Source organism: Hespellia stercorisuis DSM 15480, from assembly GCF_900142165.1.
Taxonomy (GTDB): Bacteria; Bacillota; Clostridia; order Lachnospirales; family Lachnospiraceae; genus Hespellia; species Hespellia stercorisuis.
The window spans coordinates 130,170-143,226 of record NZ_FQZY01000006.1 but is presented as its reverse complement, the minus strand read 5'-3'; the positions used below and the strand labels follow the sequence as shown (position 1 = coordinate 143,226).

14 protein-coding genes are annotated in these 13,057 nt (G+C 44.4%); 5 read left to right on the top strand and 9 right to left on the bottom strand.

Annotated features, from left to right (window positions below; genetic code table 11):
• Positions 1-91: 91 nt before the first annotated feature.
• The 4 genes from BUB85_RS01540 to BUB85_RS21360 all read right to left on the bottom strand — a co-directional run bounded on the left by BUB85_RS01540 (position 92) and on the right by BUB85_RS21360 (position 5,121).
• A complete protein-coding gene (locus BUB85_RS01540) occupies positions 92-1,822 on the bottom strand; it encodes an ABC transporter ATP-binding protein (protein WP_073104198.1) in 1,731 nt (576 codons plus the stop codon).
• 2 nt (positions 1,823-1,824) lie between these two features.
• Positions 1,825-3,600 carry an ABC transporter ATP-binding protein gene (locus BUB85_RS01535; protein ID WP_073104115.1) on the bottom strand — a complete coding sequence of 592 codons (1,776 nt, stop codon included), beginning with the start codon at positions 3,598-3,600 and terminating at the stop codon, positions 1,825-1,827.
• Positions 3,601-3,915: 315 nt separating this feature from the next.
• On the bottom strand, positions 3,916-4,824 hold the full coding sequence (locus BUB85_RS01530; RefSeq protein WP_073104114.1) for a LysR family transcriptional regulator: 909 nt from the start codon (positions 4,822-4,824) through the stop codon (positions 3,916-3,918).
• Between the two features lie 123 nt (positions 4,825-4,947).
• Positions 4,948-5,121, bottom strand: a complete 174-nt coding sequence (locus BUB85_RS21360; protein WP_159434601.1) for a hypothetical protein — start codon at positions 5,119-5,121, stop codon at positions 4,948-4,950.
• A gap of 12 nt (positions 5,122-5,133) precedes the next feature.
• Here BUB85_RS21360 and BUB85_RS01525 point away from each other — a divergent pair, with 12 nt between their 5' ends.
• Complete coding sequence (locus tag BUB85_RS01525; RefSeq protein WP_073104112.1) at positions 5,134-5,982, top strand: tocopherol cyclase family protein; 849 nt, start codon at positions 5,134-5,136, stop codon at positions 5,980-5,982.
• Between the two features lie 119 nt (positions 5,983-6,101).
• Positions 6,102-7,736, top strand: a complete 1,635-nt coding sequence (locus BUB85_RS01520; protein WP_073104110.1) for a GGDEF domain-containing protein — start codon at positions 6,102-6,104, stop codon at positions 7,734-7,736.
• 57 nt (positions 7,737-7,793) lie between these two features.
• On the opposite strand, the gene BUB85_RS01515 is transcribed toward BUB85_RS01520, so the two are convergent.
• Positions 7,794-8,486 (bottom strand): flavodoxin family protein, encoded by a 693-nt coding sequence (locus tag BUB85_RS01515; RefSeq protein WP_073104109.1) that lies wholly within the window; start codon positions 8,484-8,486, stop codon positions 7,794-7,796.
• A 316-nt stretch (positions 8,487-8,802) separates the two neighbouring features.
• On the opposite strand from BUB85_RS01515, the gene BUB85_RS01510 reads away from it, so the two are divergent.
• The 3 genes from BUB85_RS01510 to BUB85_RS01500 all read left to right on the top strand — a co-directional run bounded on the left by BUB85_RS01510 (position 8,803) and on the right by BUB85_RS01500 (position 10,788).
• Complete coding sequence (locus BUB85_RS01510; RefSeq protein WP_073104107.1) at positions 8,803-9,369, top strand: TetR/AcrR family transcriptional regulator; 567 nt, start codon at positions 8,803-8,805, stop codon at positions 9,367-9,369.
• A gap of 180 nt (positions 9,370-9,549) precedes the next feature.
• Entirely contained in the window at positions 9,550-10,128 is a 579-nt protein-coding gene (locus tag BUB85_RS01505; RefSeq protein WP_073104095.1) for a hypothetical protein, read from the top strand.
• A gap of 39 nt (positions 10,129-10,167) precedes the next feature.
• Complete coding sequence (locus BUB85_RS01500; RefSeq protein WP_073104093.1) at positions 10,168-10,788, top strand: DUF1269 domain-containing protein; 621 nt, start codon at positions 10,168-10,170, stop codon at positions 10,786-10,788.
• Between the two features lie 172 nt (positions 10,789-10,960).
• On the opposite strand, the gene BUB85_RS21355 is transcribed toward BUB85_RS01500, so the two are convergent.
• From BUB85_RS21355 to BUB85_RS01485, 4 genes are all read right to left on the bottom strand, one after another.
• Complete coding sequence (locus BUB85_RS21355; RefSeq protein WP_159434600.1) at positions 10,961-11,119, bottom strand: hypothetical protein; 159 nt, start codon at positions 11,117-11,119, stop codon at positions 10,961-10,963.
• On the bottom strand, positions 11,116-11,661 hold the full coding sequence (locus BUB85_RS01495; protein ID WP_143160642.1) for an ABC transporter permease: 546 nt from the start codon (positions 11,659-11,661) through the stop codon (positions 11,116-11,118). Before BUB85_RS01495 ends, BUB85_RS21355 begins: the two co-directional genes overlap by 4 nt.
• A 244-nt stretch (positions 11,662-11,905) precedes the next feature.
• Positions 11,906-12,484: a cytochrome P450 family protein gene (locus tag BUB85_RS01490; RefSeq protein ID WP_073104089.1), complete on the bottom strand. Its 579-nt coding sequence runs from the start codon at positions 12,482-12,484 to the stop codon at positions 11,906-11,908.
• A 3-nt stretch (positions 12,485-12,487) separates the two neighbouring features.
• Positions 12,488-12,805 (bottom strand): helix-turn-helix transcriptional regulator, encoded by a 318-nt coding sequence (locus tag BUB85_RS01485; protein WP_073104087.1) that lies wholly within the window; start codon positions 12,803-12,805, stop codon positions 12,488-12,490.
• Positions 12,806-13,057: the final 252 nt, after the last annotated feature.

Here is a 13,057-nt window from a genome sequence, read left to right as displayed (position 1 = left end):
TGGCTTTGTTGAGAATTGTTGTCATTAGAAGCGGTATTGTCACATTCCTGTACTTAGCTCTTCCGTGGCAGCTTTGCATCATGTCAGCACACTAGATTTTCCACGCTTCCGCCTTTAACTGCATCTGGATCATATGCTGATAGATTCCATTTTTCCGGATCAGTTCCTCCGGACTCCCCTGCTCTGCCACGATGCCGTCTTTTAATACGACGATCTTATCTGCGTTCGCAACAGTCCGCATCCGGTGCGCGATAATCAGAACGGTCTTGTTCTGAATCAATTTTGATAACGCCTCCTGAATCAGTGTCTCATTGTCCACATCCAGCGATGTGGTCGCCTCGTCCAACAGGATAATCGGTGCATCCTTTAAAAACGCCCTTGCAATTGATATCCGCTGTCTTTCTCCTCCGGATAATTCCGATCCGTTTTCTCCGATCATCGTGTTCCATTTTTCGGGCAGCTTCTCCGCAAATTCATCACAATGCGCCAGTTTTGCGGCTGCAATTACTTCTGCGTCCGTCGCGTCCTTCCTTCCGATTCGAATGTTCTCCATCACGGTATTATTGAACAACGTCACATCCTGAAACACAATTGCATACAATGACATCAATGTCTCCGGATCGGTTTCTGATACTTCCATACCACCAATCTTAATCCTTCCCTGATTCGCATCCCAGAAACGTGCTGCAAGCCTTGATACCGTAGTTTTTCCTCCGCCGGATGGTCCGATCAGTGCCGTGACCTCACCTTGTTTTGCGGTAAATGACACTTCTTTCAGAACCGTTTCGTCCGCATTATACGTAAATCCAACCCGTTCAAACGTCACATCGCAGCCCTGGTTCGTAAGGGTCTCCCTTCCGGTCTGCACCTCGTGTGATAAGATCTCGTCCATGCGCCCGCACGGAACCTCCGCTGCAATAATCGCAGCCAGATTCTGCAGAGAAATCTGCATCGGATCATATAGTCTGGATACCAGCAAAAGAAACATAAAGAATGTAACTACATCCAGACTTTTGTTTACCAGCAGAATCCCTCCCACAAGCGCGACCGTTGCAATCCCCAATTTCAGAATCATCTGTGCTGCGGAGACAAAGACAGCCGTTATCAGTTCATTTACAATTGCATGCTTTTCTACCGCCCGGATTTTTGTTTCTAATCCGTTCATGTAGGCAGACTGTGCATTATTGGCCTTCAGATCTCTCACCGTTTCCAGGCATTCCTGTATTCCGTCTGCACAGTCCATCTTCAGTTTCATATGCTTCTTGCCGGATCGGTTCATGACCTTCGATGCAGACAGCACGATCACAAATGCCACCGGCAGTACCCAAAGTGCTGCAATGGCCATCCTCCAGTCAACGAAAAACAGTGAAACAGCAATCAGGCAGGTTGAAATCATTGCACCCACCAATTCCGGTATCCAGTGGGACGACGCTGTCTCCAGTGTCGCACAGTCTGCCATGATCGTGCTGGTCAGATCTGCAAGATCCTTTTTCCCAAAGAAAGATAACGGCAGCTTTCTTAATTTCTCCGCCAAAGTCGTTCTTCGGACTCCACTTTCTACATACGTTGCAAAAAATGTTGCATTATATTGGATATACGTTGTAATGATGATCAGTGCCAGACAAATGATGCATCCGGCCACATAAAACGGAATGCGTTTTCCCGTTATAGAATTGTTCAGGAAATCTCTGATCAAATAGTACAGCAGCCCGACTGGAAACATTAGTACAATGTCGGAGCATGTGACACTGACAAATGCTTTCATCATATCCGATGCACCCTGTTTTGACAGAGCATACTTATGCTGTAATCGTTCATTTATACTCATGATAATGCACCTCCTACTTTCCAGTTTGCTGATTTGTTATATTCTGTCCACATATGCGCATACAGTCCTGCCTGTTTTTCCAGCGCATCGTGACTGCCCTGCTCCTCAATCCGCCCGTCCTTCAGTACGTAGATCCGGTCGGTACCCGTGATCGTTGATAATCGGTGCGCAATCATAATGACCGTCTTTCCTTTGGATAACCTTGCAAATGCCTCCTGCACCTTTGCTTCATTATCCGGATCCGCAAATGCCGTTGCCTCATCCAAAATCAGAATCGGTGCATTTTTCAGCATGGCTCTTGCAATTGAAATCCGCTGCGCCTCACCACCGGACACATACGTTCCGCGGCTTCCAATTATGGTATCGACGCCTTCCGGCATCTTGGCAAGAATATCGTCACATCCCGCATCTGTTAATGCCTGTAGTACCTCAGCTTTGGATGCATCCGGTTTTCCCATTCGGACATTGTCCAGAATAGACATCTTCAGGAGTTTGCTGTCCTGGAATACGAAGGACACTGTATTCATAAGTTCTCTGCTCGCAATCTGCCTCACATCGACTCCGCCGATACAGATCTTTCCTTCTGACGCATCCCAGAATCTCGCGATCAGGCTGGCCAGTGTTGTTTTTCCTCCGCCGGACGGGCCGACAAACGCCACATGCTCTCCCTCCTTTATACAAAGCGACACCTTATGAACTGCATCCTTTGCGGCATCCTGATATCGGAAGGAAACCTGTTCCAGTGTAATGGAAGTTCCTTTCGGAGACTGCGGCGTCTCTGTTTCTTCCAACGGCTTTATCGACATCACACTGTCAATCCTTGCTATCGCATCTTCTACAATCATTGCATTTTCGCTGGAAAACATAATTTTGTTCAAAGTGACCGTGATGATCGGTGTAATCATAATATAAAAAATCAGGTTCAGTAAAAACGTATTGGTAATGCCATTCGCTGTAAACAAAAACGCAGCTGCGATCAATACCGCAAAGACCGCATTGATCATTGTCGTATACATGACCATCGGCAGACGCAGATCCTTCGTGTAGGAAATGACCCATTTTTCATAACTGTCGATGGCTTCTTTGAATCGCTTGAAGGAGAATACCGACTGACCAAATGTCTTTACGACAGGCACGCCGCGCACGTATTCCACTGCTTCATTCGACATCTCCTCCAGGGAGTTCTGATACTGTGCCATCTTTTCCTTCATCTCATTTCCCGTCATACTTCCCATAATTAAAAATGCGATCACGACAGGGACCAGACTTAACAGACCCAGACGCCAGTCAAATACCAGCAGAAGAACCAGCAGTCCCACCGGTGTTGCCATTGCGCCTGCACGGTCTGGCAACTGATGCGCCAGATACGTTTCCGTGGCCTCACTGGATTCATTGACGATTTTACGGATTTTCCCGCTCCCGATTCCATCCATAAACCCCATCGGAAGTGTTATGATATGCCGCATCGTCTGCGACCGCATATTTGCCTGCACACGGAAGGCGGCAATATGAGAGCACATCAGAGCGCATATATAAATGAGCATTGACAGCAGGGCAAACCCTACCGCGCTCCAGCCATACCGACTCAGATGCACTGCTTTACCAAAATCCGGTAACACCTGCAATACTTCATCCACAATTTTCCATATGTAATAAAACGGAACCAGTGCAATCCATGCGCTGATAACGGACAATATCCATGAGAATATCGTCAAATACCTGTAGTTTCCCGCATAATCAAATAATTTCTGCAAAGAACTTTCTTTTTTCATTTTACATTCGCCTCCATTAAGCGGATATTTGCAATCCTGTTATTTTTTATTTGTATGTTACTCTCTCCTTTCTTGTGTTAGTTTCAGCTAACTGCTGTGTGAAATATATGGCGGGCTCTTTCTCCCGCCACACTCAGCCGTCATTATTAGCCAGGCTAACTCCTGATTCTGCTCTTAGTCTTTGAATCCGTTCAGTAGTTAGTGTCCACTAACCATTATATCATCTTTTCATTCGCTGTCAAATATAAAATCTCTCGAATGATACAAAAATCAACTTCACCGTTTCTCACCAGAGATGTTGCTCACAGTATATAGCTATCTCAAATCAGAAACATATTGATACAATGCTTCAATGTAGCACTTTCCATACGCAGACAGCGGCATATTCTTTTGCGTGATAATTCCGATTTCCATGCTTTCATCTACCTGAAGCGGCCTGGCTATAATCGTTTCTCCGTTCAGTTCTTTGCTGATCACACCAGAACTGACGGTGTACCCATCCAGCCCTACCAACAGATTGAACAGTGTTGCCCTGTCGCGTACTTTAATATTTTTCCTCCGGTCCAGAGTACTTAGAATTTCTTCTGAAAAATAGAAAGAATTATAATCTCCCTGTTCGAACGACAAATACGGGAAATCCTCCAGATCCTCCATTGTGATCGTCTTTTTCCCCGCCAGCGGATGCGTGGAACTGATAAATACATGTGGATTGGCCGTGAATAATTTTTCAAACTGCAGTCCATTCGCTTTTATCAGCTTCTTCAAAACTTCTTCGTTTTTTTCGGACGTATACAGAATACCGATCTCGCTTTTCAGATGACTCACATCTTCAATGATCTCAAATGTCTGCGTCTCTCTCAATGTAAAATCATAAGAATTTGCATCAAACTCGCGTATAACATCCACAAATGCATTTACAGCAAACGAGTAATGCTGGGATGACACCGAAAATCTGGGAGTTTTTCTGTCCGTGTGCTTGAATTTCGCCTCCAAAAGATCAGCCTGTTCCAGAACCTGTCTTGCGTAAGCCAAAAATTCATCCCCTTCGTTGGAAACAACAACCCCTCTGCTGCTTCTATGAAAGATCGCGAGCTGCATCTCCTCCTCAATGTCCTTGATTGCATTGGTAAGACTTGGCTGTGATATGAACAGCCGCTTCGCTGCCTCACTGATTGTACCGCATTCCGCGACTGTGACAATATATTTTAACTGTTGTAATGTCAATTTACGTGCCTCCTGATATAAGTGGGAAACCAAAGATTGCCCCTAAGTTTTTCTCCACAGTTTCGTTCCATTCCGCTCTGCTTCATCTCGCTCGCGGACTTTTATCTGTTGCTGCTATTGTTGTCACGTATACCATACCACAATTAACGCTCTGGCATCAATAACCTGATATTTTTCTTTCCACTTCGAATCATGAGCCAGATCAGACAACGGAGTCAGCCGGCTTTTGATTGCATCATCCAGAAATACTCCACTCCCGGCATGATTCTGCTTGAAACGGTCAATACTACCTGCCATGGAGGTAGTGATATGAAACATTTGTGGAGGAAATCGAACAAGGGATTTGAAGGCTGGTATTTTAAACACCAGGCGGGAAACGAGATGATTGCATTTATACCGGGAAGAGCCGAGAGCGGTCCATTTATTCAGATGATTGGAAACTGCGGGGCACGGCAGTTTCCTGTGCCCAACTTGACAATAGACAACCATGGTATCCATGCTGGAAACTGTCTTTTCTCATATTCCGGCTGCACGATTGATCTGCCTGGTATCCGTGGCAGAATTGAATATGGGAAGCTTGCACCTCTCTGCTCAGACATCATGGGACCTTTCCGGTATCTTCCTATGGAATGCCGCCACGGTGTCATCAGCATGGCCCATAGTCTCAGCGGCAGTTTAAAAATAGATGGTCAGATACACGGCTTTAACGATGGTACCGGATATATTGAGAAGGACAGCGGTACTTCTTTTCCAAGCTCCTATATCTGGTTACAGTGCAATGATTTTTCGGAACCCTGCTCTATCATGGTGTCTATTGCCCATATACCAATTTACAGTATCAATTTTACAGGCTGCATCTGCGCCATCCTATATAAAGGTCACGAGTACCGCCTTGCCACCTACCGCCATGTCCGTATCCACAAGGCAGATTCCAAACAGATCTGCCTTTCCCAGGGAAAGCTTCTTCTTAAGATTACTATGAAATCACCAGCTAACAGCCATCCTTTACGTGCCCCCGTAAATGGACAGATGTCTGGAACCATACGTGAAAATACCAATACCTGTGTACATGTGTGCCTTTGGAATCATGGCACGCCGGTGATCGACCTGCATAGTGCACATGCTGCTTTTGAGTTCGTACCGGCTATCCCCACCTGATCCACCAAAAAGGATCCTCCCTATCATAGATTTTTCAATTTGGATATGGTAAGATAATTCCATCATGGTGGAAAATACTGATAAAACAGATTGTGAAATCATCTGGAAAAGAGGCTCCTATGAAAAAAAAAGCGTGTATTGTGTTTATCTTCTCCATACTTGTTATGTATCTGGCCATGCTCTGGCTTTCCATCTCCAATCGGGAGGCGACAGCACTTCCCAAGGCAGTCGATGAGCAGATTGTGCTCGTTCAAGATGGCGAGCTGATCAGCGACGGTCAGCGTACAAAAATTGCCCTTCCTGACTATTTTGATGTGACGGGTGAAACACAGCTGCAATTCACGCTGAATTACGCCTTTTCCGGTCGAACAACTCCATCGCTGATTTTGCAGGCCAATCACACGTTTATGACGATTTTCCTTGACGGGGAGGTCCTTTACCACGTTGAACCGCAGACGTATTCGTTGGGCAACTATTTCACGCATATCCCCCTGCCGCAGAAAGTGAACGATGGGCATCTGGAAATTCGTGTCACCGTGCCTGCAAGCGGACTGACCCACGTTTCAATGCCTGAACTGATCATCGCCAATGAGGCGGTTTTCCTTAAACAACAACTGCTGCGGGATATTCCGGCTCTTGTACTCAACACGCTGATTCTGCTCAGTGGGCTGATTCTGCTGGGCCTCTCACTGATGGCCCGCAAGGGGATTGACCTATACAAAATGCTGCTGCGCGGCTTTTTGGCGATTAACTGCGGACTATATTTCATGTGCGAAAGCTATAGCATCGTATACCTTGCCTCTAACGCACGGATCGTCTATCTGGTGGACATGCTGTCCTTTGCTATGGTTGGTCCCCCACTGCTGGCTCTATTTGGCTGGGAGTTGGAAGATTGGCGCGGGAAACTGCTAAGGCTCATTGCAGGAGTCGGCGCAACTGTTGCAATAGCGGAGTTGGCAATATCGCTGCTCAGTGGCATAGAATTGCGACGGCTTTTGCCGATGACACAGGCAGTACAGATTGCGGGAATTTTAGCGGTGATTACCTGTCTTGTATATGGCCTTATCCGTAAAAAGAGTAATCGTGGACTTTATTTCGGGGGACTAATTGCACTGACCGGTGCGATTGACCTTACTTTGTTCTTGTGTGAAGTCGGAGAAAACAATGTGTTTTTCCTGAAAATTGGTATTTTGTCTTATTTGTTATATCAAATGTATCAATTTGTCCGCTTACTCATGCGGCACAGTGCAGAGGCTGTGCGGGAATCCTATTACAAGACGCTGGCATTGCAGGACCCACTTTCGCACTGTTACTCACGTGCGGCGTTTGAGCTGGACAAGAACGCGTGGTGTGGGGAAACTGTACGCACAGCATTTTTCATGGATCTGAATAACTTAAAGGCAACAAACGATCTCTACGGCCACGGTGCGGGTGATCAGTTGATTCATGCGTTTGGTGACGTGTTGAACCGTGTGTTCTTATCCGTTGGAAAGTGCTACCGCGTGGGCGGTGACGAATTTTGGGTGTTCTGTGATGGTCTGCCCTCCGGAAAGGCCGACGAAATGGTGCGCGCACTGGAGCAGGCCACCGAAGCGTACAATTACGACAGTTCTTTGCCCGCCACGCTGAGTTACGCCATCGGCGTGTGTGATACCAGCGAAACGCAGAGTGACTTAAACCGCACCATTGAACTTGCTGATGCACGTATGTATGAGAACAAGCGCACTATAAAGCAGCTGTCCCCTGTTTCTTAATTCTATATTCTTTGTCATTTTTTAATGATAAAGAATATAGATAAGTGCCATATCCTCTTACTTCCACGGACGCACATTCTTCGTCCACCCCTGCTCTATCCAGTAGTCGCGGTCTGGCGGATTAAACCCGTTTCGCTGCAAAAGATGCATTATAAAGAAAAAACCTTTCGTCCGAATGCCCGGCTGTACCTGCCGCTGCTTTCTTACTTTTATTTTCTTTGCAAGTGCTGTCGTTTTTTTGTCTATTTTTGCCTTGATCTTCTCGTCCACACGCTCGAAAGCCGTTTCCTGCACGCCAACACCATATTGATACACCTTTGCAACGCCCCAGAAAAACAGGCTGTGGGCCATATCTTTGTTTGTTGAGCGCATCCCGCCGCCTGCTGCCGTTGAAATACAGACTGCCTGTTTTTTGAACATCGCTCCGCTCGGTCTGTGCACCATCCAGCGATAACCATAATGGTCCAGAAACGCTTTCATTGACCCCGTTGCATGAAATACATACACCGGGCTTGCCAGAATCAGCACGTCTGCATCATCCATAGCCTTTGTAATCGGCAAAAGCTGCTCATAGTGCGGGCAGAGTGACTCCTTCTTTGAAAAACAGTTCGTACACCCAACACAGAATTTATCAAAATCCCGCGGGAGAAAAAACTCTGTTATCTCCCCTCCTAGCTTTTCTGCAAGCAATCTGGCAACATGATACGTGGAGCCTTTGTGGCTCTGTCCATGGATTATTGTTATTTTCATTCTATCTTTTGCCTCCTTTATGTAAACTGAAAATCCTCTGAATCTCTATCTTCCTGCCCTTCGGACAAGAAACATCCTCGCAAAATGCTCTGCATTTTGCTCCTCCGATTCAGATATACTGCAAAAAGTATCTATTTCTATTATATTTTTATCCGCTGATAATAGTCAAGAACTCTTCCTTCCGCAATCTATAACTTTGGCACATTTTTTCTCTGAGGGAAATTCCCCTGATGGGTTGACAGAAGATATTTTATTGTCGCAATGCGAAGTTTTTGATATAATATCCTTGAAATAATATACAAAGGAGAAATTTGCTATGACCAAGTTCACAAAGCAGGCAATCTGCACCTCCTTCATGAAGCTTTTGAATGATAGACCTCTGAGCCAAATCACAGTAAAAGATATTGTTGATGATTGCGGCATTAACAGAAAGACCTTCTATTACTATTATCAAGATATTTATGCACTTATCGATGACTTGTTCAAAGCCGACCTTGAGCGCATCAAAGAAACATTTCCCACAGATGTGGAATGGCCAGAGGCGCATAAAGCACTTGCAAATGAGTTGCTGAAAAATAAAACTGCAGTATTACATATTTACCGTTCGATTGATGATACCAAGCTGGAACAGACTGCATATGAGATTGGTATGCAGATGATACCAAAATCTATACGTGCCAAGCTGGGAAATATGGAGGTTAAGGATTCTGACCTCAATCTCATTGCAAGCCTGTCTGCGTCTGCATTGGCCGGATTTCTGGTCAGATGGGTTCGTGACGGAATGAAAGACGACCCTAATGCAATGATTGACAGAGCCACAGCCGTTATGCAGGGAACTACCGAACTTGCTCTTGCGAATGCGGCTAAATTGAAAAAGGAATAAAAAAATACGGACAAATGAAGCCAGGTGTTACAGATTTCCACACACTACTTTATTTGTCCGTATTTTTTTGTCTTTTTATAAACTATACTTCAGTCAAGTTAAGACAACGAGGATGTGCAATACCGACAATTCGGATTCAAGAAAATTATCAAATATAACTATAACAGGAGGTAGACTACAATGTATTCTATGAAGGAAATCAAAAAAGCTGTACGCAAGGATCGTGACCTCAAATCGTCACTCGTTAGGACCGCAGAGAAGGACACAATCCTGTTTGACATCACCGGCGACAAGGTGGCTGACATTGCCATTCTTGATGTGACTGGCGATGGCAATGCAGATACCATTGCCATTGATACGATTGGTGATGGCTATTTTGACACGGTATTCATCGATACCGATGGCAACGACATTCCCGATACAATTTTGTGCGGCAATTTGCAGCAGGGCGTTATCAATGAAGCTATTCAGGGGCCGGAGGTTGAGGCGGTCATTACGGAAATTACCGACACGGTTATTTCCACAGTCATGGAAGCTGCTTTTACAGAAGTGGCGGTGGACACGGCTGCTGCAGCCATATGTACTGAACTGGAAGAGGCAGCCAAAGCTGCTGACAGGGAATACCGCACGAAAATGAAAGAAATAAAAAAAGCAGAGAACAAAGAAAGAAAAGTGAATGCCACAGAAGCAATGAAACAGCGGCTTAACGAGCACAAGGTTAAAGTAGAAGCCGCTTTGAAGCGTGGAAAAAAGCAGTAGTCAGAAAACGACAATAAAAACACAGAAAGGAAAACCATCATGGAAAATATTATTATGGCAACATTCTCGGTTGAAAGCGAGGCTTATCAGGCTTTTTCAGAACTCAAACGCGATTTGAGCGGCACGAGTTTTCTCGTATCGCAGGCTGTTCTTGTGAAGAGAGAAAGAAATGAACTTACCACTTGCGAATCTTTTGACACCGGAATTGAGTCCACAGATGACACTATGACGGGCGGACTAATCGGCAGCTTTGTAGGTATTCTCGGAGGTCCCCTTGGCGTTTTGTTGGGGGCAGGCATTGGCAGCCTTGCAGGTGCCGTTGCTGATTCGGGCGATATCGCAAAAAACGGCTCCATGCTGGAAAAGGTTTCCGCAGATCTGACCGATGGAACAGTGGCGATTCTCGCCCTTGCCCAAGAGGAAGGCAACGCCGCAATAGACAGTAAGTTTGAAAAATACAATGCTGCAATTACCCGGTATGATGCAGCTGAAATCCAAACAGAACTTGACGCAGCCAAAAAAACGCAAAAGGAAATGGAAAAGCAGGCCAGGGCTGCACTTCGGCAGGAAAAAGCCGATAAAAGTAAGGCCAAATACGAAGAAATCCGTGCAAAGATAGCCGGAAATTTTGACACGCTGAAACGCGAACTTAATAAATAAAGTTTAATCCCCTCGCTTCGTACTCTCTTGTACTTGAAGCGGGGGGATTACTTACCCTATATATCCATTTATACTGAATTCTTTCTTATATGAACCACAACATCCGCTCTGCTTGCTAATTGTTTCGAGTGCGTGACCAATATGACGCACTTCTCATCCTCATGTGCAATTCTTAAAAACAATTATACGTGCTTTTTCCACTTCCGGATGAACCCAGTATCGCATATAGCTTTCCCGACGAAAAAACATCGTTCATATTATCTAATACCGAAATAGAATCTTTTCCTTTGTATTTAAAAGTCAATGCTTTTACTTCCAGTATATTACTCATATAGCGTCTCGCCCCCTTACTAAATCTTTTGGTGATTTCGTAAAAATCATGATGGATATCATAACAACTGCACATAATATCATGATAACCCCCATAACCAGTGCAAATATCAAATCACGGCTGCCAAATCCCGGCTGACTGCCTATATACTGCAAAATCAGATCAGGAATTGGGATCTTTGACAATACGACTTTGGTTCCTATTATCCCCAGCGGAATGCTGATTACAAATGGTATCAACAATTCAAACAGGAGCTGTGCTATCACACTTCCTTTTGACTCGCCCATAGAAAGCAGAATCCCGAACTGTTTTCTTCGCCCGCTGATCTGATTAATAGAATCACCCGAAGCCAGCGATGTAAGATATCCCATAGGAACAAAAATCAGATTTTCCTGGCTCATAGACTCTGCATATCCCTGTGCATTTCCATTGAACTCATCTCCATCTGAATGGATTCCAACTACTTCCAGTTTAACTTCACCCCCATCCTTATCTTGAATCTTGTATGATATCTTGTCGCCTAGACTTATATTATTATTCATTGCCACAATATCACTTATCACCTTTTGTGCAGCATTCCATGATAGAATTTGATATAGTACTTACGACTTAAATGCCATATCAAACGCCGGGGACATATCTTCTATCTCGCTTCGGCTCAATCCATATTGCTGCGCAAGCCTTTTCCAATTACACTCTACGACATTTTTTATTTCATTTAACGCTTCCACTGCCTGCGACTCCGTCAAATCATATAATTTTGACACTGACAATGCCAGTCCAAAGTCAATTAGATGATGCTTTGGGTCTTGCTCCGCCTAATGAAGATCCTGGGGCTATCAGTTGCTTTAACCATTTCTCTTCCATTCCATCATCATTCTTCTCAAATGCCAACGACGCTGATTCTAACTTGCGCAGAGTTGTCCATGGAGGCGTTGCTAGTTCTCTATCATTTGATAAAAATAAGCCTCCCTTTTCTGTTGAAAATCTTAGCCCACCCATTCTTGTCTCATCATAAACGCCTAACAAAAAATCAATTTCCGTGAGTGTTTTTGGTTTTCTCTCTTCCTTTTTTGCAAGAAGTGCTTCACGTCTCTTCATGAGAAGACGTCCCCATCTGTCAGGACATGAATCTGAAAAAACGCCAAACATTGACTTTTCTGACTGCACATACTGACGCCCCTTAAAAATCCCCAGATCTGGGTCTAATTTAGCCGTATTGGTCAAATCATTTATCCACTCGTCCGCATATGCAAAAGATACTACCTGCTTTCCTCTTCCGCCATCCACATATAATGTTCCCATAAGCGTGGGAGTATCTGCTTTCCAATTTTCATACACATATATTTCATTCACATGACCCATCTATTATTCACTCCTTTTTGCTCTTTTTCGTGTTGGCAAATTCAGATCTTGAAGCCTTCTTCCAAATTCATCATCTTTTGCAATTAGAGTAAACTCTTTGTCCAAACCACCCAATACGTGTAATACTGCTGCATAGGTTCCAATTGCCACCGTTGGCGCTCCTTTTTCTACGGACCACAAGGTACCCCGGCTGATTCCAGCTCTTTCCGCAACTAATTCTGTCGAAAGATTTCGACGCAGTCTGGCCAACTTGATCTGTTCTCCCATTACTTCTAAATTTTTTTGTGTATCTGGCATAATTGCCACTGATTTTTTACTCATGTGTTCACCTCTTATGTTTAATATAATATACTTTTATTACATTTTTGTCAATTTTATTAAACATTATAATCACTTTTATCTTTTTAGTATACCCTCATTGTTTTCAAATAAATCATCAAAAAGAACTTATGAACTGCTTCTATTTTTCGCAACCCCGGTAATACTATAAAACGGGTATTAGACAGACTTTATTACAAACCAAAAGAGTTCACCCGCATTGAATAAAAGATTTTTAAAGTAACACTCATATAC